Raw genomic sequence first — 22,676 nt, forward strand, 5'->3', positions numbered from 1 at the left:
GCAGATGTCCTTAGCGGGGAAGGGTGAGGCGGTAGACCAGGGTGCGGGCTTCCCCGGGTTTAAGGGCCACCTCCAGCCGATAGCCCTGGGGCAGGTGGGTGGCCTCGGGGAAGTCCAGGCGGAAGGGCTGGGGAAAGGTTTCCGAGAGGAGGAGGGCGATGGGGTAGGGGTAGGGGTTCGCCAAGCGGGTCTCCACGCGGTAGGTGGCTTCCTTTTCCCCTTGGCTCAAGAGGCTCACCTGCCGTTCCAGCCGGCCCTCGAGGTCCCGTCCCAGCCACACCTCCGCCACCTCCCCTTGGGGGGTAGCGGGAAGCAGGGCCTGGCCCAGGAAGAGGCCTCCCTCCACCACCTCGAGGCTCCCCGGGGCCAAGGGGAAGGGGGCCCTAAGGCGGTAGCCCCGCTCCAGGGCCAAAAACCTGTCCGTGCGGAAGGGGCCTTGGTGGCGAAGGAGCCGGGTGGGGTCCACCTGGGCCGTAAGGACAGGGAGCTCCGTGGTGCCGGGTTCCAGCCGGCCTGGGGGTAGCGGGTAGCGAAAGAGGCCAAAGGGGTTCTCCCCCAAGGGGGCCTCCGCCAAAGCCCGCAGGGGTACCCCCTTGGCCTCGGCCAGGCCGGGAAGGGGGGCCTCCCCAGCCAAAAGGGTGAGCTTTTTGGCTTCCAGGGGGCTTCCCTCCAGCCGGAGCCGGGCCCAGAGGGTGAGCCTTTCCTCTTCCAGGGTGTAAAAGACCTCCCCGGAAAGCCCGGTGTACAGGTAGCGCAAGGTGGCGGGGCCTTCCCCTCGGTAGCGGAAAAGGACCGCGGTGCCCTGGAGGACCCGCCCCGTTTCCTCCACCCCAAGAAGCCGCAAGGAACCCGGGACCATGCGGGAAAGCTTCTCCCCCGCCAGGTAGACCCAGGCGGAAGGGGGAAGGAGCACGGGCTCCTTGACCTCCGCGAAGCCCGGGTAAACCACCACCTCCTGGGCCAGGGCGGAAAGGCTCAGGAGGGAGAGGGCGAGGAGCTTTTTCATACCCCCAGTTTAAGGGCCAAGGCCTCCACCTCTTTCCGGGATAGGGGCCCCCCGTGCCCCAGGTAGACGGTCTCCACCCCCAGGCTCAGGATCTTGCGCACCGTCTTCCTGGCCAGGTCATGGTCCTCGTTGATGAACCTGGGGGGGAGGCCATGGCCCCTAAGGGCGTCCCCGGCCAGGAGGAGGCCATCCCGGAAAAGCCCCACCTGCCCCAGGGTGTGGCCGGGAAGCTCCACCACCCGCCACCCCAGGACCTCCTCCCCTTCCTCCACCGGCCTTAGGGCCTCCCGGGGAAGGGGCGGGGCCAGGTTGGCCAGGGTGCGCCCCAGGAGGGGGATGGGCAGGGGTGGGCGGGGCTTCTCCTTGGTCAGGTAGGGCCACTCCCGGGGGTGGGCCAGGAGGGGGAGGCGGAACCTCTCCCAAAGGGCCCTCGCCCCCCCGCTATGGTCCGTGTGGTGGTGGGTGAGGAAGAGGAGAATGGGCGGGGTTCTGAGGCGGGCCAGGAGCCGCCCGGCCTCCCAGGGAAGGCCCGCGTCCACCAGGAAATACCCCCCTTCCGCCGGTACCCGGTACAGGTTGGCGGCAAAGCGCAGGACCTCAGGCCCGCTCATAGGCGGGATGGAGGCCCATCTCCCGGAGGGCCTTCCGGATCCCTTCCGCGTCGATCCCCGCCTGGCGGTGGAGGCTCGGGATGGGGCCGTGTTCAAGGAAGCGGTCGGGGAGGGCCAGGATCCGCACCTCCGGGTTCAGGCCCATCTCGTTCAGGGCCTCGAGGACCGCACTTCCAAACCCCCCCATCTTCTGGTGGTCCTCCACGGTGACCAGCCGGTAGCGGGCGAGGGCCCGGAGGGTCTCCTTGTCCAGGGGCTTGAGGAAGCGGGCGTTCACCACCCCCACCCTGGGATCCTCGGCGGCGGCCTCCAGGGCGTACTTCAGGGTCTTGCCAAAGGCCAAGAGGTAGACCTCCGTGCCCTCCTTCAGCACCTCCCACTTGCCCCAGGCGATCTCGGGCCACACCCCCTCGGGGGCCCGCTCCACGTTGTCCCGGGGGTAGCGGATGGCCACGGGCCCCCCGATCTCCAAGGCCTTCTTCAGCATGGCCCTGAGCTCCAGGGCGTCCTTGGGGGCGGCGATCTGCAGGTTGGGGATGGTGCGCAGATAGGCGATGTCAAAGACCCCGTGGTGGGTGGCCCCATCCGCCCCCACCACCCCGGCCCGGTCGATGGCGAAGACCACGGGCAGGTTCTCTATGGCCACGTCGTGGATGGCCTGGTCGTAGGCCCGTTGCAGGAAGGTGGAGTAGATGGCCACGATGGGCTTCAGGCCCCTCAAGGCCATCCCCGCCGCCGTGGTCACCGCCACGTCCTCGCAGATGCCCACGTCCAGGTAGCGCTCCGGGTGCTCCAGGGAGTAGCGCACCAGCCCCGAACCCTCCCGCATGGCCGGGGTGAGGACGAAGAGGCGGGGCTCCAAATAGGCCAGCTCCGTGACCGCATCCCCAAAGGCCTGGCTCCAGGAGTAGCCCTTGGAGACCTTCTCCGGCTTCTCCGGGTTGAAGCCAGGGGGGCCGTGCCAGTAGATGGGGTCGGCCTCGGCCACCTTGTACCCCTTGCCCTTCTGGGTGACCACATGGAGCAGGGTGGGGCCCTCCAGCTCCTTCAGGTGCTCCAGGATGTGGATGAGCCCCTTGAGGTCGTGCCCGTCCACGGGGCCCACGTAGCGGATGCCCCAGGCGTAGAAGGGGTTCTCCTGGTGCAGGAGGAGCTTGGCCGCCTCCTTGGCCCGGTCCACCAGGCCGAAGAGCTTGGAGGAGATGTGCTCCAGGATGCTCCGGCCCAGCTTCTCGGCGTCCTGGACCCACTTCCTTATCTGGAGCTCCTTGAAGTACTTGTTGAGGGCCCCCACGTTTTCCGAGATGCTCATCTCGTTGTCGTTCAGGATGATGAGCATCCGCCTGCCCAGCTCCCCGATCTTGTTGAGGGCGGCCAGGGCCATCCCTCCCGTGAGGGCCCCGTCCCCGATCACCGCCACCACGTGGTAGTCCTCCTTCGCCAGGTCCCGGGCAAGGACCATGCCCAGGGCGTGGGCCAAGGAGGTGCTGGCATGCCCCGCGGTGATGGCGTCGTGCTCCGACTCCGAGACCTTGGTGAAGCCGGAAAGCCCCCCTTCCAGCCTGAGGGTGTGGAAGCGGTCCTTGCGGCCGGTGACCAGCTTGTGGGCGTAGGCCTGGTGGCCCACGTCAAAGAGGATGCGGTCCTTGGGGGACTGGAAGACCCGGTGCAGGGCCAGGATGAGCTCCACCGCCCCCAGGGAGCTGGCCAGGTGGCCGCCGTTTTGCGCCGTTACCCGGATGATCTCGCTGCGGATCTCCTCCGCCAGTTGGAGGAGCTCCTCGAGGCTCAGGGCCTTCAGGTCCTCGGGGCTGTTCACCTTGTCCAGTACCATCTTTCCCCCTAAAAATTCTTCTCCACCAGAACGCGGCCTTCCCGGGTGCGCACCTCCCCCACCTTGGGGACGAACCAGACCTCCCGCGCATCCTGGCCGCGCTCATCCTGATACACCTGGCGGATCCTATACACCCGGAAGACCCCCGCGGGCAGGCGCACCTCCCGTTCCTCCAGCACCTCCATGGCGTAGCCCAGGCTCCCCTGGGCCAAGGGCTCCCGTCCCCCCGGGGTGAGGAGCTCCACCCGCACCGTCACCTTGCCTCCCCAGCGGTGGCCCGGGGCCAGGAGGGCCTCCGGGGGGTACTCCAGGATGGGGGGGGTGAAAACCACCCGGGCGGAGGGGTCCTGAAAGCCTAGAAGCCGCACGCCAAAAGCCCCCACCTGCCGGTAGTAGACCCGGTCCTCCCCCCGGCCAAAGCTGCGGAAGCGCACCGCCTCCTGCCCCTCGTACAGGGCTGGGCCCTCCACCCGCACCCGGTAGGGGGGGGAGGAAAGGGCTTCCCCCTCGGGCACATAGACCCACTCCAGCCCCGTGGTGGCGGGGTAGAAGGCGGTTTCCTGCAGGAGGGGCTGGGCCTTAGGGGCCTGGGTTACCTGAGGGGCACAGGCGGCCAGGAGGAGGGCAAGGGCCATAACGTACCGCCTCATGATACGGAGTTTACTCCCCCCTTTCCCGTAGGTTGGCCAACACTTCCCGCAGGGCGGCGAGCCGCTCCTCCAGGTTCTTGGCCGCTCCCAAGTCCTTGCGGGCCAGGGCCCGCTCCGCCGCCAGGCTCTCCAGGAGGGCCAGGAGCTGGGCCCGCTGCCTTTGCGTCTGGCCAAGGGCGGCCTCGAGGCGTCCTCGGGTTTCCGGGAAAAGGTGGGGCGCTTTCAGGGCCTCCTCCAGTTCCCTTTCCCGGGCATCCAAGGCCCGGAGGGCCCGCTCCACCTCGGCCCAGTCCACCAGGCTTTTCAGCTGGGCCTTGGTCCACTCCAGCCCCGCCGGCCTGGGCCGCAGGAGGAGGGCCAGGAGGAGCAGGACGACGAGGAGGAGCAAAAGCTCCAGGAGGAGGGGCATGGGGCTTTAGGCCTGGCCCAGTTCCCGCTTCAGGCGGGCGAGTTCCTCCTCCACCTCTTTATCCGCAGAGAGGGCGGCGAGCTCCTTGTCCAGGTCCTGGCCATCCAGCTCCCTCAGGGCCTCGTGCCGGTCCTCCAGGGAAAGGATGCGGGCCTCCATTTCCTCGAAGGCCTCGAGGGCCGGGTGGGCATCCAGCTTGGATTCCATCCGCCGCACCGCCTCCGCGGCCTCCACCCCCTTCTTGCGGGCCAGGAGGAGCTTTTTGCGGGCCTCGGCCTCGTCAATCTTGGCTTCCAAGGCCTTGAGTTGGGTCATGAGCCGTTGGATGAGGGCCTTCTGCTCCTCCGCCTGTTGCCGGAAGCCCTCGGCCAGATCCAGGGCCCGCTTCCTGCGCTTTAGGGCCTCCTTGGCCAGGTCCTCCCGGCCCGCCTTCAGGGCCTCCTTGGCCTTTTCCTCCCAAAGGGAAGCCTCCTTGAGGTGGCTTTCCACCTCCCGTTCCAGGCGCTTGCCCTCGGCCATGGCGGCCGCCACCTGCTCCCGGGCTTCCCTTAGGGCTTCTCTCATGTCCTCCAGGGCTTGCTGGATGATCTTCTCCGGGTCCTCGGCCCGGCGCAAGAGGTCGCTCAGGTTGGCCCGGATGAGTCGGCTGAGGCGGTCCAGTAGGGTCATGGTTGTTCCTCCTAGGTTGAGTATGCCACATCCCCGCCCTTGACCGGGGCGGGGGGAAGGGGTAGGCTCGCCCTGCAAGTATGCCCTTGCTTGCGGGGCCAGGGGAGCGGGCCTGGGGCAAGGACCCGGATCGGGGGTTGCTTTGGGCCACCACCAAGGAGATCCGGGGTGAACGAGGTGAACCTCTTCCGGCGCTTTGGCCGCAAGGAGGCCCTTTTGCCCACCGGAGTTAAGAGGAGATGGCCTTGGCCTTTGTGGACCCCTTGATGGCCCGCTTCCTTCTCGGAGGGCCTGTCTGCGGGGGAGGGTAAGTATGGTGCGGGCAGATGAGGTCACGCGGAGCTTTGGTGAAGTCAAGGCCCTGGACCGGGTGAGCCTCGAGGTGCGCCCCGGGGAGGTCTTCGGCCTCTTGGGGCCCAACGGGGCGGGGAAGACCACTTTTCCACCTTGGTCCTCTTCCTGGCTTCCGTGCGCTTCCAAAGGCAGGTGGTGGCATGAAAAGGATCGGGTGGGCGGGATGGCTCATTTTGGGTTTGGCCCTGGCCCAGGGGCGCCTCGAGGCCGGGGTGTACGGGATCCCTGGAGCCTTGGCCCCTACCCTCGAGGTGGGCTACAGCCTGGAGCCGGGGGAGGTCTACGCCAAGCTGCAAATGGGGCAGGAAAGCCGGGGGGGTCTGGGGTTTTCCTCCAGCCTGGCCCTGGGGCCCTTGGGGTACCTGGCCTACGGCCTTCAGGCCGAGGCGGGGGCGGGGGGGGTTGGGGGGATAGCCTTCGCCGAGGGGGGCGCTGGCCCCTTGGCCCTGGGGGTGCGGCTTGGCTACCGCCCCAAGGGGCTTTTCCCCATGTTCCCCGAGGAGGGGGTGTTTGGCCGGCTCTCCCTGCGCTACCGCCTGGTGCCCAAGGAGGTGGTGGGCCTGCTCTTGGAAAAGGGGGAGGGGGCGCGGGCTGAGGTGAGCTACGCCCTGAGGGAGGGGGCCACCCACACCCTGGGGGCGGGTTTTTCCGGGCTTCCCTATCTGATCTTGGGCTGGAAGGGGGAGGTGGGGGAGGGGATGGAGGTCCTGGACCTCTCCTTGCGCCTGGGGGGGCTGAACCGCCTCGAGGCGGGGCTTTACTTAGGGGAGGCTAGCCTTTTCCTCACCCTTTCCTATCCCTGGGCGGGTAGCCTCGGGGTGTGGCTTGGGGACCTGGGCTTGGAGGGGGGCTTTAGGGGGGCTCCCTACGCCTGGGTCCGGTACGCCTGGAGGTGGCCATGAACACGCACGCGCTGGAGAAAACCGGGGTTGCCCTCTTCCTGGCCTTGGGCTTGGCCTTGGCGCAAAGCGTCGTGGAGATCCTGGACCGGGTGGAGAAGAACCTGCAGGAACCCTGGCAGGCGGTGGTCCAGGGCCAGATCCAAGGACCCGGAGGGCAGGAGGAGCTTAGGGCCCGGGTGCTGGCCATCCCCAAGGAAGACCTCTTCCGCATAGAGTTCCAAAGGCCAGGCTCCCTGGAGGGGAACTTCACCGTGATCACGGAAAAGGAGGTCTGGAACTACCTCTACCTCACCAACCAGCTGGTGGTCAGCTCCAAGGAAAAGGCCCAGGTGCAGGGTCTGGGGTTTAGCCCCCAGGGCCTTGGGGACCTGAAGGGGCTTTCCCAGCGGGTGAGCCTGCGCCTTGTGGGGGAGGAGCGCTTGCCGGAGGGGGTGGCCTGGAAGCTGGTGGGCCAGGCCAAGGAGGGGCAGGGCTTCGCCAGCCTGGAGCTTTACATCCTAAAGGCCGATCCCAGGCCCGTGCGCTTCGTGTTCCGGGATGAGGCGGGAAGGGTTCTGGCGGACCTTAGGGTGGTGGAGTTCAAGAGGGCCTCCTTGCGCCCCCAAGACCTCAAGCGCTATCCCAAGGACGCCCAGGTGGTGCGGCGCTAGGGCTCGGCGTAGAGGGGGGTGGAGAGGTACTTCCAGCCGCCATCGGGGCTGATGCAGGCCACCCTCTTCCCCGGGCCCAGCTCCCGGGCCACCTGCAGGGCCGCCCAAAGGATCCCTCCGGAGCTCATCCCCAAGAAAAGCCCCTCCTCCTTGGCCAGGCGCCGGGCCAGGGGGAAGGCGTCCTCCTCCCACACCTGGATGACCCCATCCAGAAGGGAAAGGTCCAGGTTCTCGGGGATGAAGCCCGGGCCCATGCCCTGGAACTGGTGCTGGCCCATCTTCCCCCCGGAGAGGACGTTGGAGCGGGCCGGCTCCACGGCGATCACCTTCACCCCGGGGATCCTTTCCTTCAGATAGCGCCCCACCCCGGTGATGGTCCCCCCGGTGCCCGAACCGTAGACAAAGGCGTCAATGCGCCCCTCCAGGGCCGCAAAGAGCTCAGGCCCTGTGGTTTCGTAGTGGGCGCGCACGTTGGCGGGGTTGGCGAACTGGTCGGGCATGAAGGCCCCAAGCTCCTCCTTGAGGCGCAGGGCCTCCTCCCTGGCGGCCAGCATCCGGCGGCTGGGGTCGGTGAGGACCAGCTCCGCTCCGAAGGCCTTTAGGACCCGCTTCCTCTCCTCGGACATCTGGGCGGGCATGGTGAGGATGAGGCGGTAGCCGCGGCTTGCCGCGATCATGGCCAGGCCGATCCCCGTGTTCCCGCTGGTGGGTTCCACGATCACCTGGCCCGAGCCGGGGCGGAGGAGGCCCCTTTCCTCGGCATCCTTGATCATGTACCAGGCGGGCCGGTCCTTGATGGACCCTCCGGGGTTGAGGCCTTCCAGCTTCACCCACACCTCGGCCATGTCGGGCTCCACCAGCTTGAGAAGGCGCACCGCCGGGGTCTTGCCGATGATGCTTTCCACCCGCATACCCCTACTATAGGGCTGGCAAGGAAGGGGAAAGGGGCTTGGATACGGGGAAAGCCTCCCCCACCTTTCCTCTAGGGGGCGGGTCTGCTAGGCTAAAGGGAGCAAGCTCGGCTTGCGAAAGGGTGACCATGAAGGTTGAACAGGACAAGGTGGTAACCATTCGTTACACCCTCCAGGTGGAGGGGGAGGTGCTGGACCAGGGGGAGCTTTCCTACCTGCACGGGCATGGGAACCTGATCCGGGGCCTCGAGGAGGAGCTGGAGGGCCGTCAGGAGGGGGAGAGCTTCCGGGCCCACGTGCCCGCGGAGAAGGCCTATGGCCCTCATGACCCCGAGGGGGTCCAGGTGGTGCCCCTTTCCGCCTTCCCCGAGGATGCGGAGGTGGTGCCTGGGGCCCAGTTCTACGCCCAGGACATGGAGGGCAACCCCATGCCCCTCACCGTGGTGGAGGTCCAGGGGGAGGAGGTGACCATTGACTTCAACCACCCCTTGGCGGGCAAGGACCTGGATTTTGAGGTGGAGGTGGTGAAGGTCAGGGAGGCCACCCCGGAGGAGATCCTCCACGGCCACGTTCACGAAGGCGGGCACCACCACTAGACCCTCCTGGATTCCCCGGCCCCAAGGCCCCTCGCCTTGGGGCTGAATCTGGACAGACACACCTGATAAAAAGAGGGGGAACCTCCACAGGGTCGGTTCCCCCTATGTAGCTCACCCCAGTTGGCCGAGCGATATGGCAAGGAGCTAGGCAAGGGATAAGCCTGGCCGAGGCGGGGGCGGGGGACCCGGAGGTCCAGGAACGCCTGCGCAAGGTGAAGTTGGTGAAAGCCCTGCGGGAAGCCAAGCGGGGCTGGGATGAGATCCGGGAGCTTTTGGGCCTCAGCCGGGCCACCTACTACCGTTGGGAGAAGGCCCTGAGGGAGAAGGGCCTGGCCGGGCTCAAGCCCCAGTCCCGCCGCCCCCGGCGGCTGCGGGGAAAGGTGCACTGGAGGCCCGAGGTTCTTGTGCGGGTGGAGGAGCTGAGGAGGGAGAACCCCACCTGGGGGCGGTGGCCCATCTGGCTGGCGTTGCGCAAGGAGGTGAAACCCTTTTCGTGCTGCCTCCCGGGAGCCCTAAGCTGAACAGGCACGTGGAGCGGCTACAGGAGGCCCCACATGGCCTTGGGGGGTCTTGTTCCTTTGGAGTTCCTGGCTAAGATGCGGGAAGGGTCGGTTCCCCAGCGTGTCTCAAATGTAGCGGCCGATTACAAGGCTATTGCAATCCCGGGCGGGGTTTTGTACACTTAGGGGGAACATCTTTTCGCTGCCAATCTTCAACAGGGGGGTTTTCTATGAAGGAAGCTAAGCGGCTACTGGTTCTGGCGGCATCCCTTCTGCTTTTTGCCGGTTGCGGCGGGCAGGTGGGCGATCCTCGCAAGGTGAACGCCTCCGTGGGCACCTGGAACTATGGGGGGCAGAACGTGGGGGTAGCCTACGTCCTGTGGGCGGATTTACCCCAGCCCACCAGCCCCGACGGCTTCACCCTGACCATCAGTGGGCCCAACAATTTCTCGTGGAGTCCAGCATTTAGATTTAGAAGAAGCACTGCTGGAGCGGCTTTTTGGTGGTTGACTGAAAGCTCTCTGGTGCCCCCTTCGGGTTCCTACACCCTCTCGGCCAACCTCACCGAGGGCTTGACCCTCAACCGAACGATGAGTGTGAACGCCAGCTCCACCCTGCCCCAGCCCCAAAATGTCAGCCTGGAGACCATTACCAGCAACAGCGCCAGGGTGACCTGGTCGCCGGTTTCCGGGGCGAAGTCTTACTTCGTAGAACTATGGCAGCTTGACGACCAGAATCGGCCGTCGGTCTATCGGCTGGGGTGGTTCACCACGAGCACCCAATACCAGTTCACCCAAGCGGCGGGAATCACCCTTCCCCCTGGCAACTACCGGGCCCGGGTGTTTGCCGCCAACGTGGACTTCACCCGCCTTCCCACCCCTGGCCAGGCGAGCCAGCTTGACCCCCAGCTTTTGCTCTCCTCGGCCTGGAGCGCCCAGGCACTGCAGGTGCAGTCCGCGGGCACGCTTCGGGTCCTGGACCTTGGGCCTGTTTCCGATCCGGGTGTGGCGGGAGGCCAGGAGTAGTCCTTCCTGAAAGCTCACTTTCGCGCAAGTTTCAGCCCCCGCAGGCCCTGAGCCTGCGGGGGTTATGCGTGAAGGGTCGGGAGGTGAGGCCCCTTTCGGAGGCGCATAGAGGCTGGGCGAAGGTTGAAGGGTCTAGCGCGCCAGAAGTTTGAAGGTATCCAGGTTCCTCTAGAGGGTCCGGCGCATCAGAGCCTGCGCTTCCTGATCTTCCTTGGAGACCCTGTGCGCAGGCAAACTCCCGCGCACGCGCCTCTTCTTGGCCTTGTTCCTAGCCCGCTTCATGCCCCCGGGTACCACGGGGCCGCGGAAAAGGGGGAATCCTCGTTAAAGTTGACCAACCCTGGTCAAGTCTCTTATCCTTAGGGAGAAAGGGACCGGCAATGCCTAAGGTGGCTGGCAGGAAAAAGTTGGTCAACATTGCGGAGGCCAAGGCCCAGCTCTCCCGGTTGGTGAAGCGGGTGGAGCGGGGAGAGGTGATCCTCATCGGTCGGTATGGGCGGGTGGTGGCCAAGCTGGTGCCGCCTGACACCCCTCCTAAACCGAAGCGGGTGCCTGGAATCTGGAAGGGAAAGGTCTGGATAGCCCCCGACTTTGACGAACCCAACGCCGAGATCGCTCGGATGATGGAGGAAGGCCCGATTGAACCTTCTGCTCGATAGCCACATCCTGCTGTGGTGGCTTTCCGACGATGAAAGGCTGACCCGCAAGGCCCGTCGGTTGATCCAGAAGGCCGACAGGGTCTTTGTGAGTGCGGCAACCACCTGGGAGCTGGCCGTGAAGGCATCCCTGGGTAAGCTCCGGATGCCGGAGGGTTTGCTGGAGGTGGTGGAGGAGGAAGGGTTTACCCATCTCCCCATCACCCCAGAGCACGCCATGGCGGTGCTGAGCTTGCCGTGGCACCATCGTGACCCCTTTGACCGGATGCTGGTGGCCCAGGCCATGGTGGAGGGCCTCAGGCTGGTGAGCGCAGATGAGGGGTTGCTCCCTTACGGGAGGTTCGTGATCCTGGTTTGAGGAAAGCGCCGGGTCCCACTGCGGGGGCGCGCGGGTCCTGGGCTTGCCTAGTAAATCGCCTTGTACCCCCCCTGAGGGGGAAGCAGGGTGAGCAGGATGCGCAGGCCGTAGGCAAGGAACTCCATAAAGGCCCGCCACATGGCCGTATGCGGTTTCCGCTCCTGCAAATAACCCCTCCGCAAACGCGTCTTCATCCCCCCAAACACCCCCTCCACCACCCCTCGCCTCCGATACACCTCCCCGTCCCACCTCGCCGCTACCTCCCGCCGCACCTCATCCCGCACCTCTCCCCCTCCCCGCAGCCGGATCAGGGGCCACACCCCAAGCCCTCGCACCACCTCCCACACCTCCCTCCCGTCAAAGCCCGCGTCCCCCAAAAGCACCCCGCCCCCCAGCCCAAACCGCAGGAGCACCCCCGCCCCAAGCCTCGGGTCAGGGGCATACGCCCGCCCCACCCCGCCCCCCCAAGGGACCAAAAGCTTCTGCCCCCTCCTCCACCGCACCAGGGCCAAAAGCCGGCTGTGCCCCCGCATCCGCCGCTCCTCCTGCCCCCTGCGCCAGCGCAGCACCGTGTCTTTGCTACGGTAGGTCAGCCCCGTGCTGTCCATCAAGAAAAGGGGGGTTCCCCTTCCTCTTGGGGAAGCCGGGCTTCCACCTCCTGTACCAGCCGTTCCAGCAGCGCCTGCAGCACCTCTTCGTTCAGGTGTTTCTGTGCATAGGCGGCCAGGGCCTGGTGGGAGGGGAAGGGGCCCTCTAGGAGGTCCTGGAGATGGGCCTCTGTGGCTCGGTAGGTGAGGCCGTAGAAGGCGCGGAAGAGGAGGAGGGCCAGATACAGGGCATGGGTGTAGCGCCAGGGTCTGCCGCGGTGGCCTTTGGGGGTGGGTGGGGCCACCTCTTGGGCCAGGTACAGGCAGAGCTCCAGGACTTCCTTGGGCCTCGGTTCCCTTCGGACGAAGCCGCGCTTGCCCATCTCGGGAAATGCATAACTCAAGAGGGCTTGCAAGGCAAGCCCGCGGGTCCTGGGCTTGCCTAGTAAATCGCCTTGTACCCCCCCTGAGGGGGAAGCAGGGTGAGCAGGATGCGCAGGCCGTAGGCAAGGAACTCCATAAAGGCCCGCCACATGGCCGTATGCGGTTTCCGCTCCTGCAAATAACCCCTCCGCAAACGCGTCTTCATCCCCCCAAACACCCCCTCCACCACCCCTCGCCTCCGATACACCTCCCCGTCCCACCTCGCCGCTACCTCCCGCCGCACCTCATCCCGCACCTCTCCCCCTCCCCGCAGCCGGATCAGGGGCCACACCCCAAGCCCTCGCACCACCTCCCACACCTCCCTCCCGTCAAAGCCCGCGTCCCCCAAAAGCACCCCGCCCCCCAGCCCAAACCGCAGGAGCACCCCCGCCCCAAGCCTCGGGTCAGGGGCATACGCCCGCCCCACCCCGCCCCCCCAAGGGGCCAAAAGCTTCTGCCCCCTCCTCCACCGCACCAGGGCCAAAAGCCGGCTGTGCCCCCGCATCCGCCGCTCCTCCTGCCCCCTGCGCCAGCGCAGCACCGTGTCTTTGCTACGGTAGGCCAGCCCCGTGCTGTCCATCAAGAAAAGGGGGGTTCCCCTTCCTCTTGGGGAAGCCGGGCTTCCACTTCCTGTACCAGCCGTTCCAGCAGCGCCTGCAGCACCTCTTCGTTCAGGTGTTTCTGTGCATAGGCGGCCAGGGCCTGGTGGGAGGGGAAGGGGCCCTCTAGGAGGTCCTGGAGATGGGCCTCTGTGGCTCGGTAGGTGAGACCGTAGAAGGCGCGGAAGAGGAGGAGGGCCAGGTACAGGGCATGGGTGTAGCGCCAGGGTCTGCCGCGGTGGCCTTTGGGGGTGGGTGGGGCCACCTCTTGGGCCAGGTACAGGCAGAGCTCCAGGACTTCCTTGGGCCTCGGTTCCCTTCGGACGAAACCGCGCTTGCCCATCTCGGGAAATGCATAACTCAAGAGGGCTTGCAAGGCAAGCCCGCGGGTCCTTGACTTTTTTTGCCGGCTGTGGGATAGTAAGGGGTCCCTGGAAAGCCAAGTGGGTTTTCGGGATGAAGGAGAAGCATGAAGAAGGGTACCGTCAAGTGGTTTAACGCGGAAAAAGGCTACGGGTTCATCCAGCAGGAAGAGGGTCCGGATGTGTTTGTGCACTTCACGGCCATTGAGGCCGATGGGTTTCGCACCCTAAACGAGGGTGACCGGGTGGAGTTTGAGGTGGAGCCGGGCCGGGGCGGCAAGGGCCCCCAGGCTAAGAAGGTCCGCCGCCTCTAGAGGAGCCCTCCCTGCAAAAGGCCCCTTCGGGGGCCTTTTTGCTTTAGGCTTGGGGTATGCGCATCCTGGTTTCCAACGACGACGGCATCTTTTCCCCCGGGATCAAGGCCCTGGGCCTGGCCATGCGGGCCTTGGGGGAGGTCTACGTGGTGGCCCCCGATGTGGAGCAGTCCGCGGTGGGCCATGGCATCACCGTAAGGCGCCCCCTGCGCTTCAAGCACACCGCCAGCGCTGGCTTCGGGGAGGTGCCCGCCTACCGGGTGGACGGTACCCCCGCCGACTGCGTGGTGCTGGGGGTGCACCTTCTCGGGCGGCCGGATTTGGTGGTCTCCGGCATCAACATCGGGGTGAACCTGGGCTTGGACCTCACCCACTCGGGCACGGTGGCGGCGGCGTTGGAGGGCGCCTCCTTGGGCATCCCCTCCATCGCCTTCAGCCTGGACACCTCGGGGGAGGAGCTCAACTTCACCCTGGCGGCGGAGTGGGCGGTGAGGATCGCCCGCCGGGTGATGCAAGAGGGCCTTCCCAAAGGGGTTCTCCTCAACGTGAACTTCCCCGCCGGGATGCCCAAGGGGATCATGGTCACCCGGCTTTCCACCCACCACTGGGAGGACAAGGTGGTGGAGCGCCTGGACCCCGAGGGAAGGCCCTACTACTGGATCGCCGGCACCCCGGTGGGGGAAGAGGAGGAGGGCACGGACCTCTACGCCGTGCGCCGGGGCTACATCTCCATCACCCCGGTGAGCCTGGACTTCACCGCCTCCCACCTCCTGGCCCAGGTGGAGAAGTGGATGGAAGGCCTCTAGAGGAGGCGCACCGGCATGCCCTCCTCCAGGCCCAGGGTTTCCCTGGCGCTTCCCCGGTTCACGGCCACCTCCAAAAGCCCCGCGCTTCCCAGGTAGGCCACCGCCTCCCCCATCCCCACCTCCCCGAAGGTGTGGCGGATGGCCACCCGCCTGCCCCCCACCTCCACCCACCCCCCCACGGGGGCCCGCAGGAGGGTGGTGATGGCGTTGCCGAAGCGGTCAAAGGTGAGGACCTCTCCCTCCGGCCCTTGGCTCAGGCTTAGGGGTAGGCGGCGGAGGCCTTCCGGGGGTAGCTGGGGGCCAAGCCCCTCGAGGGGAAGCCCCAGGGCCAGGTGGGCGGCGGCGGGGGCGAAAAGGTCGCGGCCGTGGAAGGTGTGGCCTCCGGGGGCCCAGCCGGGTGGGGGGAGGATACCGGCGGGGCGGGGAGGGGAGATGAAGGCGATCTCGTGGGCCCGCATGGGGGGGTCCAGGAGCCAGGCCAGGGTGAAGAGGCCGTTGTCGGGGCCCACATAAAAGCGCCTTCCCAGGGCGGCGATGGCCCGCCGGCTCGTGCCTACCCCCGGGTCCACCACCGCCAGGACCACCGCCCCTTCCGGCAGGTAGGGGAGGGCCTCAAAGAGGGCGTAGGCGGCCCGGCGCAGGTCCTGGGGCGGCAGGCCGTGGGCCAGGTCCAGGACGGGCACCCCGGGGGCCCTTGCCCAGAGCACCGCCTTGACCACCCCCACGTAGGGGTCCTCGAGGCCAAAATCGGAAAGGAAAAAGACGGGACGCATCTTCCATGCGCTGGCCCTTAGAAGGCCCTAAGCCAAAGGGCGGGGAGGAGGGCCAGGATCACCCCCGCCACCACCCAGCCCAAGGCCAGCCCCAAGGTACCCTCTGCCCGCTCCTTGGCCCAAAGGAGGCCGGCCCCCAAGAGAAGGAGGAGGAAGGTGGGCCCGGGCACGGCCACGGCGAAGAGCAAGACGGCCAGATGGGGGGCGAGGTCCCGGTACCGCTCCCTAAGGACCAGGGGGACCAGGCCGCGGAAAAAGGGCTCCATAAGGGCCAGGCCCAGGAAGGCCAGGAGGTTTAGGGGCAGGGTGCCAAGCCCCAGGAACCCCCGGGCCCAGCCGTAGACAAAGAGCAACAGGACCAAAACCGGTCCCACCCAGAACCCCTCGATCCAGGTGGACCAAGGGCCCAGCAAGGCGGGAAGGCGGCTTCGGAACCTCTTGAGGAGAAGGAGGCTTACGAAGAGCAAAAGCCCATAGAAGAGGTAGAAGCTGGGGAGGATCAGGTCCTTCTGGTAAGGGGTGATGAGGGCCAAGGCGTTGGCGAAGAGGGCCTTTCCCAGGAAGAGGGTCAGCAGGAGCGAGACAAGAAGGCCCCCCAGGAGGGTCAGGTAGAGGCTTCCTGGCCCCGGCAAGGGATCCTCCACCACCTCGAGGGTGCGCAGGGGCTCAATGCGGCTTTCCCCCAGGAGAACCAGGAGCAAGAAGGCCAAAAAGACGAGAAGCCAAGGCCAGGCCTGGGCCAGGAAGCGGGCAGGAAGGTTTTCCAAGGCGGCCAGCTGCCTCAAGGCCGCCTGCCCCTGGGCCAGCTGCCCCTGCCCCAGGTACGCCAGGGCCAGGAGGGAGAGGGCTTGGCGTTGCAGCTCGGGCTGGGCCGTAAGCTCCGGCAAAAGCCCTTCCAGGAGGGCTATGGCCTCCTGGGGCTTCCCCACGAGGAAAAGGAGGCGGCCCCGCTCTAGCCTTTCCCTTAGGGTGGAGCCCAGGAGGGCCAGGCCCTCCTGGGGCCTTCCCAAGGCCAGGTGGAGCCGCGACCGCAAAAGGCGGGCTTCCGGGGTGGAGGGCAGGCCGGGGGCTAACCCCAGGGCCTCCTCGTACCGGTGGAGGGCCTCCAGGGCCATGGCCTGGAGGAGGTTGGCCTCGGGGCCTGGGGGGAGGGGGAGCCTTAGCACCTCCTGGGCCTGCCCCTTTTGAAGCAGGATCCGGGCGCGAAGGAGCTGGGCCTCGGGCTCATCGCCCAGGCGCCCCAGGAGGTTTTCCGCCTGGGCCAGATCCCCCCGTTCCAGGTGGATGCGGGCGAGGAGGAGAAGGCTGGGCCGGTGCTCTGGGTCGCTGGTGAGGGCCAGCTCGCAGGTGGCTTGGGCGCTTTCCAAGGCCCCTTGCTGGTAGAGCCGCTGGCAACGGGAGAAATAATCCTCGGCCCCCTGGGCCCAGGCGTCAAGACCCAGGAGGAGCAAAAATCCCAGGATAACCCTCATGCCTTCCAGTTTACGCCGGGCCCCCTTTGAACCCGGTATAATCCCAGCGGGTGAGACCCGTGAAACGCTGGATACCCTTCCTTTTGGCCATGGCCCTTTCCCTGAGCCTGGGGCAGGCGCCCCAGGTGGCGGCTTTGGTGGACGCTGGGCGGTTTCAGGAGGCGTACGAGGCCGGCCTGAAGCTGGGCACCCCCGAGGCCCTGGCCCTGGCGGCCAAGGGGGCGAGCTTCTACGCCCTGTACCAGGCCAAGCCCGAGGAGAAGCGGGCTTGGTTTGAGCGGGCGGAGAAGGCCGCCTCCCAGGCCATCGCCAAGGCCCCGGACTACCCGGAAGGGTATTTTGAGCGGGCCCGGGCCCTGGGGCGGCTTTCCCAGTTCAAGGGGATCCTCGAGGCCCTGGCGGAGGGCCTGGCCCCCAGGATCAAGGGGGATTTGGAGAAGACCCTCAAGCTCAAGCCCGACCATGCGGGGGCCATGGTGGCCCTGGCCCTTTGGCACTTTGAGCTGGTGCAGAAGGGGTGGCTGGTGGCCGCCACCCAGGGGGCGGACGGGGCCCAGGTGGAGCCCCTCATGAAGAAGGCCATTGCCCTGGAGCCGGAGGTCATCATCCACCGGGTGGAGTACGCCAAGGTGCTGGCGGCCTGGAACAAGAAGGAGGAGGCCAGGAAGCAGCTGGAGACCGCCCTTGCCCTCCCCGCCAGGACCGCCGCTGACCGGTACGACCAGGAAAGGGCCCGGCAGGAGCTGGCCAAGCTGAAGTAGGGCCTTGCCGGGGCCCCCACGGGACCGAAGGCCCCGTGGGGTTTTTCACTTCGGGGTGGGGAGCCTAAGGCCTAGCCGCCTCCCGAAGATCCGCAGGAGGACCGTGGCCAAAGCCCCGGCGAAGAGGGCCCCTTGCGGGTGAAGGCCGTGGAGGGCGTAGACCAAAAGCGCCCCCACCAGGGCGGCGGAGGCGTAGAGGTCCCCTGCCCGGTAGAGGATGCCGGGCACCTCCCCGGAGAGCACGTCCCTGAGCACCCCTCCCCCCACCCCGGAGAGGGTGCCCGCCAGGGCCACCCCGAAGGGCCCAAGCCCCGCCTCGAGGCCCCGCTCCGCCCCCAAGGCGGCGAAGAGGCCCAGGCCCAGGGTGTCCAGGTAGTAGATGGGCCTTTCCAGGGCCTGCACCCGGGGGTGGAAGCGGAAGACGAGAAGCCCCACCAGGACCACGCTCCAGAGGAGGGGTTCGTTCCTCAGGGCCGTGGGGGGTAAGGTCCCCACCAGGACGTCGCGGATGGAGCCACCCCCTACCGCGGTCACCGTGGCCAGGACCAGGACCCCAAGGAGGTCAAACCCCCGCTCCACCCCCTTCAGGGCCCCCGTGGCGGCGAAGACCAGGGTGCCGAGCCAGACCAGGGCCTCAACCATCCAAAAGCACCACCGCCCGAGCCTGCACGTGCTCCGGGGCCAGGCCCTCCGAGGTCTTGAAGGTGAGGCCGATGCGGTCTTTGGGCAGGGCGAGGAGCCGGGAGAGGTTTTCCAAAAGGGCCTCGCGGTGGGGGGAGAGCTTGGGGCGGTCCAGGGTGAGGGTTAGGGCCACCTGCAAGAGCTTTCCCCCCCGTTCCTCCACCCGGCGCAACGCCTCCTTCAGGAAGACCTCGCTCCTCGCTCCCTGCCAGCGGGGGTCGGTGTCGGGGAAGAGGAGGCCGATGTCCCCGAGGCCATAGGCGGAAAGGAGGGCGTCGGTGAGGGCGTGTAAGGGGCGTCCCCGTCGGAATGGGCCAAGGCCCCATGGGGGCTTGGGATCAAGAGGCCGCAAAGGTAAAGGGGCCTGCCTTCCCCAAGGCGGTGGCTGTCCTCCCCGTAGCCGATGCGCATGGCTATACTTTAGGGCATGCCGAGCTTTGCGGAAGCCTTGGCCCTCATGGAGGCCTGGACGGAAGGCGAGTCCTTGAGGCGGCACATGCGGGCGGTGGAGGTGGCCATGCGGGCCTACGCCCGCCGCTTCGGGCAGGACGAGGAGCTTTGGGCCGTGGCCGGGGTCCTCCACGACATGGACTACGAGAAGTACCCGGAGGAGCACCCCTACCGCGGGGTGGAGGAGCTGCGGCGTCTGGGCTACCCGGAGGAGGTGCTGGAGGCCATCCTGGGCCATGCCTCCTACACCGGGGTGCCCCGCAGGACCCTGATGGCCAAGGCCCTCTTCGCGGTGGACGAGCTCACGGGCCTCATCACCGCCGCGGTCTATGTGCGCCCGGACCGCTCCATCCTGGGCCTGGAGCTCCCAAGCCTCAAGAAAAAGTTCAAGGATAAGGCCTTTGCCAAGGGGGTGAACCGGGAGGAGATTCGCATGGGGGCGGAGGCGTTGGGCCTTTCCCTGGAGGAGCACATGGCCTTTGTCCTCGAGGCCATGAAGGGCGAAGCGGAGCTTCTGGGCCTCAAGTAGTTGCCGCTTCCCCTTAGGTTCCGCTAGGGTGGAGGGCGTGGAACTGCCCGACCTAAGCCCTTATCTGGGGCAGATGACCTTCGGTGGCCTGGCGGGGTATGCGGTGGGCTATGCCCTGAAGAAGGTGGGCCGCCTCCTGGCCCTTGGCCTCGGCCTCCTCTTCGTCGCCCTACAACTCCTCGCCCAGGCTGGGTACATCCAGGTGGACTGGACCCGCCTCCAGAAGGACGTGGAGCCCCTCCTGCAGCAGCCGGGCCTGCAAAGCCTTTGGGATAGGCTTCTGAGGACCCTCACCTACAACCTCCCCTTTGGGGCCAGCTTCGTGGGGGGGCTGGTCCTGGGCCTGCGGGCAGGCTGAAGCCCTCCCTTGCCCCCTACACCCAAGTGAGGTCCAGCTGGGCCTCGAGGTGGCCCACCCGAAGCCCCCGGTGGTTCCGCACCTCCGGCCGGTCCCAGGGGGTGGGGCCGGGGTCCAGCCCCAGGAGGCGCAAGAGGGCCACCACCGCCACCTCCCGGGCCTGGGAGGAGCCATCCTCCACCTTCAGGGCCACGCCCAGGGGTCCGTGGGGGCTTTCCAGGAGGGCCAGGCCGTAGTACCCGTCCGCCCCCCGCTTGGCCACCAGGGGAAGCCGCTCCATGAGGAGGGTGTCAATGCTCCCCGGCCCCGCCACCAGCTCCGGATGGCGGCGCATGGCCTTTTGCACCCGGAGGAGGGGTTCCCGGTAGACCTCGGGGGCCGCCTCCGGGCGGGCCAGGAGGTGGAAGGCCCGGGCGGCGCGGGCGAGGGGCAGGGCGAAGGTAGGCACGCTGCAGCCGTCGGTGGCGTGGGCGGGCTGGGTCCCGGAAAGCTCCAGGAGGGTCTTCTGGTTCAGGCGTTGCACCGGATGGTCCGGCCGCTCGTACCCCTCCACCGGGGCCCCCATGGCCAGGGCGGCGGCCAGCATGCCCGCGTGCTTTCCCGAGCAGTTGTGGTGGAGGGGGGTGGGGCTTAGACCGGCCTCCTCCAGGGCCCTTCGCGCCTCCCGGGAGAAGGGGGGGTGGACCCCGCAGGCCAGGTGCTCGGGGCCCAGGCCCAGCTTCTCCAGGAAGCGGGCGGCCACGGCCACGTGCTGCGGGGTGCCGTCGTGGCTGGCGGTGGCCAGGGCCACCTCCTCCTCCGTGAGGCCAAACCGCTCCACCGCCCCCGTGAGGAATAGGGCCAGGGCCTGGAAGGGTTTGGCCGAGGAGCGCATGTAGGCCAGGAGGGCGGGGTTCCCCCCATAGGCCAAAAGCCCTTCCTGCCCCACGATGGCCAGGGAAACCCGGTGCCGGTTCTCCACCAGTTCGCCGCGGTAGACGTGGACGAAGGCGTTCACGCTCCAAGTCTACGCCGGGCCTCCTCGAGGAGGGGCCGCCAGTCTAAGCCCAGATAGGGGGAGGGGAGGCCCAGGAGCTTTCCCTCCGCCTTCCGCAGGTTCCTCAGGCCCCCCCGCCCGGTCTGGGCCTGGTGCAGGGCGGCCGCCAGGAGGATGAGCCCCTGGAAAAAGCGGCGCTTCTCCCCTTTCGCCTTGCGCCAGGCCTCCTCGAGGACCTCGTGGGCCTCAAAGTAGCGCCCTCCCTGAAAAAGGTGCCAGGCCTCCCTCAAGGCTTCCACCCCTTCAGACTAAACTCTTCCCATGCGCGCCCTCCTGGTGCTCCTTGCCGCCTGCCTTTCCGGCCCGGCCCTGGGGCTCAGGCTGGCCACCACCACCAGCGTCTACGATGCGGGGCTTTTGGACCGGCTCCTGCCCGCCTTTGAGAGGGCCGCGGGGGTGCGGGTGGAGGTCCTGGCCGTGGGCACGGGGCAGGCCCTGCGCCTGGCCGAGCGCAAGGATGTGGATGCGGTCTTGGTCCACGCCCCGGAGCTGGAAGGGGAGGCCCTAAAGCGGGGGGTCCTGGCCGAGCCCTTCTGCCTCGCGCAGAACAGCTACCTCCTGGTGGGGCCCAAGGGGGATCCCGCCCGGGTCCGGGAGGCAAGGGATGCCCTGGAGGCCTTGCGGCGGATCGCCCGGGCCCAGGCTCCCTTCGTCTCCCGGGGGGATCGCTCGGGCACCCATTTGCAGGAGCTTTCCCTCTGGGCGAAGGCGGGCCTGGTCCCCAAGGGGGGCTGGTACCTGGAGTCGGGGGCGGGCATGGGCCAGACCCTGGTTCTGGCGGCGGAAAAGGGGGCCTATACCCTCTCCGACCTGGCCACCCACCTCACCGTTGGCCGGAAAAGGGGCCTGGTGGCCCTGCATGGGCGGGATGACCCCCTTCTTTTGAACCAGTACACGTACCACGTGGTCCCTCAGGGGGTGCGGCTCAAGGAGGCGGAAGCCCTTCGCCGCTTCCTGGCCACGGAGGAAGCGGCCCGGCTGGTGGGGGGCCTGCGGGTGGAGGGGGTGCAACTCTTCAAGCCCCTAAGGGGGCGGTGTATCATCCCCTGGAGTGGAGGCCTTTGAGCTTTGGGAAATCTCCTGGCGGAGCCTTTGGGTGGCGGGGCTCGCCACCTTCTTGGCGGCCCTTCCCGCCGTGCCCTTGGGGCTGTGGCTGGCCCTGAAGGGGGGCGGGGGCCTATGGGGGCGGGTCCTCCTCTACGCTGGCCTTGCCCTTCCCTCCGTGGTGGTGGGGCTTTTCTTTTACCTCCTCCTTTCCCGCTCCGGGCCCCTGGGCTCCTTGGGCCTTCTCTATACCCCTTACGCCATGGTGCTGGCGGAGGCGGTCTTGGCCTTCCCCCTCATCGCCGCCTTCGTCCTTTCGGGGGCCAGGGGCCGGGTGGCGGAGGTGCGGCTTCTGGTGAGGAGCCTGGGGGGTAGGGAGCGCCAGGTGCTTCCCACCCTGTTTTGGGAAAGCCGCCGCACCTTGGCCGCCGCCCTGGCCGCGGGGTTCGGGGGGGCCATCAGCGAGGTGGGGGCGGCCACCTTGGTGGGCGGGGATATCCGCCACCACACCCGGGTCCTCACCACGGCCATCGTGGTGGAGACCCGTAAGGGGGAGCTGGAAAGCGCCTTGGCCTTAGGGTTTGTCCTTCTTGGGATGGCCCTCTTGGTCACGGCCCTGCTGGTGGTCTTGGAGCGGGAATGAGGCCGGTTCTGCAGGTCCGGGGGTTGGTGCACCGCCATGGGGATTTTCGCCTCGAGGTTCCCCGCCTCGAGGTCCACGTCGGGGAGATCCTGGCGGTGCTGGGGCCTTCGGGAAGCGGCAAGACCACCCTCTTGCGCCTCCTCGCCGGCCTCCTCTCCCCGGAGGAGGGCCAGGTGGAAGGGGGCTTCCGGGCCTACCTGCCCCAGACCCCACCCCTCCTTCGGCGAAGCGTCCTGGAAAACGCCGCCTTCGGCCTGTGGCTCCACGGGATTCCCCGGCGCCGGGCCCTGGCCCAGGCCGCCCTGCTTTTGGAACGGGTGGGCCTAGGGGCCAAGGCCCGGCAGCCCGCCCACCTCCTGTCCGGGGGGGAGGCGGTGCGCCTGGCCCTGGCCAGGACCCTTTTGGTGGAGCCCGCCGCCTTGCTTCTGGATGAGCCCACCGCCAGCCTGGACCCCGCCAACACCCTGAAGGTGGAGGCCCTGCTCCAGGAGGCGGCCAGGGAGGGCCGGGGGGTGGTCCTGGCCACCCACGACCTCTTCCAGGTGCGCAGGCTGGCCCATAGGGTGGTCTTCCTCTTCCAGGGCCAGGTGGTGGAGGAAGCCCCCGTGGACCGGTTTTGGCAAAGCCCGCAGGACCCGAGGAGCCAGGCCTTTTTGGAGGGAAGGTTGCTTCCTTAGGTGCCCCGTGGCCCAGGCCACCACGGGGGC

General features: G+C 67.6%; 28 protein-coding genes and 5 pseudogenes. 16 read left to right on the forward strand and 17 right to left on the reverse strand.

The features are described 5' to 3' along the window. Positions 1–10: 10 nt before the first annotated feature. Genes BS74_RS00435 through BS74_RS00460 form a run of 6 tightly spaced genes read right to left on the reverse strand, consistent with a single transcriptional unit; the run spans position 11 to position 5,179 of the window. The gene (locus BS74_RS00435; RefSeq protein WP_038055062.1) at positions 11–1,006 is read right to left on the reverse strand and encodes a hypothetical protein; all 996 of its coding nucleotides are present in this window, start codon (positions 1,004–1,006) and stop codon (positions 11–13) included. Beyond that, the gene (locus BS74_RS00440) at positions 1,003–1,617 is read right to left on the reverse strand and encodes an MBL fold metallo-hydrolase (protein ID WP_038055063.1); all 615 of its coding nucleotides are present in this window, start codon (positions 1,615–1,617) and stop codon (positions 1,003–1,005) included. The genes BS74_RS00435 and BS74_RS00440 overlap by 4 nt, the downstream gene beginning before the upstream one ends. Further along, complete coding sequence (gene dxs / locus BS74_RS00445; RefSeq protein ID WP_038055064.1) at positions 1,604–3,451, reverse strand: 1-deoxy-D-xylulose-5-phosphate synthase; 1,848 nt, start codon at positions 3,449–3,451, stop codon at positions 1,604–1,606. Before dxs ends, BS74_RS00440 begins: the two co-directional genes overlap by 14 nt. An 8-nt stretch (positions 3,452–3,459) precedes the next feature. Beyond that, positions 3,460–4,101, reverse strand: a complete 642-nt coding sequence (locus BS74_RS00450) for a hypothetical protein (RefSeq protein ID WP_038055065.1) — start codon at positions 4,099–4,101, stop codon at positions 3,460–3,462. A gap of 10 nt (positions 4,102–4,111) precedes the next feature. Beyond that, on the reverse strand, positions 4,112–4,510 hold the full coding sequence (locus BS74_RS00455) for a hypothetical protein (RefSeq protein WP_038055070.1): 399 nt from the start codon (positions 4,508–4,510) through the stop codon (positions 4,112–4,114). A gap of 6 nt (positions 4,511–4,516) precedes the next feature. Continuing rightward, positions 4,517–5,179, reverse strand: coding sequence for a PspA/IM30 family protein (locus BS74_RS00460; RefSeq protein WP_038055072.1), 663 nt, complete (start codon positions 5,177–5,179; stop codon positions 4,517–4,519). A 313-nt stretch (positions 5,180–5,492) separates the two neighbouring features. Between BS74_RS00460 and BS74_RS11560 the strand changes: the two are divergent. The 3 genes and pseudogenes from BS74_RS11560 to BS74_RS00470 all read left to right on the forward strand — a co-directional run. Next, a pseudogene (locus BS74_RS11560) lies at positions 5,493–5,618 on the forward strand (ATP-binding cassette domain-containing protein); the annotation flags it as partial. A gap of 55 nt (positions 5,619–5,673) precedes the next feature. Next, positions 5,674–6,435 carry a hypothetical protein gene (locus tag BS74_RS00465; RefSeq protein WP_038055074.1) on the forward strand — a complete coding sequence of 254 codons (762 nt, stop codon included), beginning with the start codon at positions 5,674–5,676 and terminating at the stop codon, positions 6,433–6,435. Beyond that, positions 6,432–7,085, forward strand: a complete 654-nt coding sequence (locus BS74_RS00470) for an outer membrane lipoprotein carrier protein LolA (protein WP_185747666.1) — start codon at positions 6,432–6,434, stop codon at positions 7,083–7,085. The genes BS74_RS00465 and BS74_RS00470 overlap by 4 nt, the downstream gene beginning before the upstream one ends. On the opposite strand, the gene cysK is transcribed toward BS74_RS00470, so the two are convergent. After that, positions 7,082–7,996 carry a cysteine synthase A gene (gene cysK, locus BS74_RS00475; RefSeq protein WP_038055076.1) on the reverse strand — a complete coding sequence of 305 codons (915 nt, stop codon included), beginning with the start codon at positions 7,994–7,996 and terminating at the stop codon, positions 7,082–7,084. The two genes, BS74_RS00470 and cysK, sit on opposite strands and share 4 nt — an antisense overlap. Before the next feature lie 128 nt (positions 7,997–8,124). Here cysK and BS74_RS00480 point away from each other — a divergent pair, with 128 nt between their 5' ends. The 5 genes and pseudogenes from BS74_RS00480 to BS74_RS00500 all read left to right on the forward strand — a co-directional run bounded on the left by BS74_RS00480 (position 8,125) and on the right by BS74_RS00500 (position 11,131). Continuing rightward, the gene (locus BS74_RS00480) at positions 8,125–8,592 is read left to right on the forward strand and encodes an FKBP-type peptidyl-prolyl cis-trans isomerase (protein WP_038055079.1); all 468 of its coding nucleotides are present in this window, start codon (positions 8,125–8,127) and stop codon (positions 8,590–8,592) included. Between the two features lie 131 nt (positions 8,593–8,723). Further along, a pseudogene (locus BS74_RS13175) lies at positions 8,724–9,071 on the forward strand (helix-turn-helix domain-containing protein); the annotation flags it as partial. A gap of 251 nt (positions 9,072–9,322) precedes the next feature. After that, positions 9,323–10,117, forward strand: coding sequence for a fibronectin type III domain-containing protein (locus BS74_RS12195; protein ID WP_245606056.1), 795 nt, complete (start codon positions 9,323–9,325; stop codon positions 10,115–10,117). A 380-nt stretch (positions 10,118–10,497) separates the two neighbouring features. Then, the gene (locus BS74_RS00495; RefSeq protein WP_038055081.1) at positions 10,498–10,776 is read left to right on the forward strand and encodes a type II toxin-antitoxin system Phd/YefM family antitoxin; all 279 of its coding nucleotides are present in this window, start codon (positions 10,498–10,500) and stop codon (positions 10,774–10,776) included. Then, a complete protein-coding gene (locus tag BS74_RS00500; RefSeq protein ID WP_038055083.1) occupies positions 10,757–11,131 on the forward strand; it encodes a type II toxin-antitoxin system VapC family toxin in 375 nt (124 codons plus the stop codon). The genes BS74_RS00495 and BS74_RS00500 overlap by 20 nt, the downstream gene beginning before the upstream one ends. A gap of 47 nt (positions 11,132–11,178) precedes the next feature. On the opposite strand, the pseudogene BS74_RS12200 reads toward BS74_RS00500, so the two are convergent. From BS74_RS12200 to BS74_RS12215, 4 genes and pseudogenes are all read right to left on the reverse strand, one after another. Next, a pseudogene (locus BS74_RS12200) lies at positions 11,179–11,760 on the reverse strand (transposase); the annotation flags it as partial. After that, positions 11,739–12,101, reverse strand: coding sequence for a hypothetical protein (locus BS74_RS12205; RefSeq protein ID WP_051946690.1), 363 nt, complete (start codon positions 12,099–12,101; stop codon positions 11,739–11,741). The gene BS74_RS12205 and the pseudogene BS74_RS12200, both read right to left, overlap by 22 nt. Before the next feature lie 59 nt (positions 12,102–12,160). Beyond that, a pseudogene (locus BS74_RS12210) lies at positions 12,161–12,742 on the reverse strand (transposase); the annotation flags it as partial. Next, positions 12,721–13,083 (reverse strand): hypothetical protein, encoded by a 363-nt coding sequence (locus BS74_RS12215; protein WP_051946690.1) that lies wholly within the window; start codon positions 13,081–13,083, stop codon positions 12,721–12,723. The gene BS74_RS12215 and the pseudogene BS74_RS12210, both read right to left, overlap by 22 nt. Before the next feature lie 126 nt (positions 13,084–13,209). On the opposite strand from BS74_RS12215, the gene BS74_RS00525 reads away from it, so the two are divergent. Together BS74_RS00525 and surE are read left to right on the forward strand one after the other, a co-directional pair. Further along, entirely contained in the window at positions 13,210–13,416 is a 207-nt protein-coding gene (locus BS74_RS00525) for a cold-shock protein (RefSeq protein ID WP_038055089.1), read from the forward strand. Positions 13,417–13,472: 56 nt separating this feature from the next. After that, positions 13,473–14,222 (forward strand): 5'/3'-nucleotidase SurE, encoded by a 750-nt coding sequence (gene surE / locus BS74_RS00530; RefSeq protein ID WP_038055097.1) that lies wholly within the window; start codon positions 13,473–13,475, stop codon positions 14,220–14,222. On the opposite strand, the gene BS74_RS00535 is transcribed toward surE, so the two are convergent. Then, positions 14,219–14,995, reverse strand: coding sequence for an SAM hydrolase/SAM-dependent halogenase family protein (locus BS74_RS00535; protein WP_038055099.1), 777 nt, complete (start codon positions 14,993–14,995; stop codon positions 14,219–14,221). The two genes, surE and BS74_RS00535, sit on opposite strands and share 4 nt — an antisense overlap. Before the next feature lie 17 nt (positions 14,996–15,012). Further along, a complete protein-coding gene (locus BS74_RS00540) occupies positions 15,013–16,467 on the reverse strand; it encodes a tetratricopeptide repeat protein (RefSeq protein WP_038055103.1) in 1,455 nt (484 codons plus the stop codon). Positions 16,468–16,556: 89 nt separating this feature from the next. Between BS74_RS00540 and BS74_RS00545 the strand changes: the two genes are divergently transcribed. Then, positions 16,557–17,228: a tetratricopeptide repeat protein gene (locus tag BS74_RS00545; protein WP_038058705.1), complete on the forward strand. Its 672-nt coding sequence runs from the start codon at positions 16,557–16,559 to the stop codon at positions 17,226–17,228. Between the two features lie 45 nt (positions 17,229–17,273). On the opposite strand, the gene BS74_RS00550 is transcribed toward BS74_RS00545, so the two are convergent. Continuing rightward, a complete protein-coding gene (locus tag BS74_RS00550) occupies positions 17,274–17,870 on the reverse strand; it encodes a trimeric intracellular cation channel family protein (RefSeq protein WP_038055104.1) in 597 nt (198 codons plus the stop codon). After that, positions 17,863–18,320 (reverse strand): annotated as a pseudogene (ispF, locus tag BS74_RS00555) (2-C-methyl-D-erythritol 2,4-cyclodiphosphate synthase). The gene BS74_RS00550 and the pseudogene ispF overlap by 8 nt, the downstream one beginning before the upstream one ends. Positions 18,321–18,336: 16 nt before the next feature. Between ispF and BS74_RS00560 the strand changes: the two are divergent. Both BS74_RS00560 and BS74_RS00565 read left to right on the forward strand, forming a co-directional pair. Beyond that, the gene (locus BS74_RS00560) at positions 18,337–18,888 is read left to right on the forward strand and encodes an HD domain-containing protein (RefSeq protein WP_038055105.1); all 552 of its coding nucleotides are present in this window, start codon (positions 18,337–18,339) and stop codon (positions 18,886–18,888) included. Between the two features lie 37 nt (positions 18,889–18,925). Next, positions 18,926–19,246, forward strand: a complete 321-nt coding sequence (locus tag BS74_RS00565) for an FUN14 domain-containing protein (protein ID WP_038055107.1) — start codon at positions 18,926–18,928, stop codon at positions 19,244–19,246. A 16-nt stretch (positions 19,247–19,262) separates the two neighbouring features. Here the strand turns inward: BS74_RS00565 and BS74_RS00570 are convergent, their stop codons facing one another. Further along, positions 19,263–20,243, reverse strand: coding sequence for an asparaginase (locus BS74_RS00570; protein WP_038055109.1), 981 nt, complete (start codon positions 20,241–20,243; stop codon positions 19,263–19,265). Next, positions 20,240–20,521 (reverse strand): DUF309 domain-containing protein, encoded by a 282-nt coding sequence (locus BS74_RS00575; protein WP_038055112.1) that lies wholly within the window; start codon positions 20,519–20,521, stop codon positions 20,240–20,242. The genes BS74_RS00570 and BS74_RS00575 overlap by 4 nt, the downstream gene beginning before the upstream one ends. Positions 20,522–20,543: 22 nt before the next feature. On the opposite strand from BS74_RS00575, the gene BS74_RS00580 reads away from it, so the two are divergent. The 3 genes from BS74_RS00580 to BS74_RS12905 are packed head-to-tail and all read left to right on the forward strand — an operon-like array spanning position 20,544 to position 22,646. After that, complete coding sequence (locus BS74_RS00580) at positions 20,544–21,347, forward strand: ABC transporter substrate-binding protein (RefSeq protein ID WP_038055117.1); 804 nt, start codon at positions 20,544–20,546, stop codon at positions 21,345–21,347. Further along, positions 21,334–21,969 carry an ABC transporter permease gene (locus BS74_RS00585; protein WP_038055119.1) on the forward strand — a complete coding sequence of 212 codons (636 nt, stop codon included), beginning with the start codon at positions 21,334–21,336 and terminating at the stop codon, positions 21,967–21,969. Before BS74_RS00580 ends, BS74_RS00585 begins: the two co-directional genes overlap by 14 nt. Then, positions 21,966–22,646 (forward strand): ATP-binding cassette domain-containing protein, encoded by a 681-nt coding sequence (locus BS74_RS12905; protein WP_038055121.1) that lies wholly within the window; start codon positions 21,966–21,968, stop codon positions 22,644–22,646. Before BS74_RS00585 ends, BS74_RS12905 begins: the two co-directional genes overlap by 4 nt. Positions 22,647–22,676 lie beyond the last annotated feature (30 nt).

This window comes from Thermus amyloliquefaciens (assembly GCF_000744885.1).
GTDB lineage: Bacteria > Deinococcota > Deinococci > Deinococcales > Thermaceae > Thermus > Thermus amyloliquefaciens.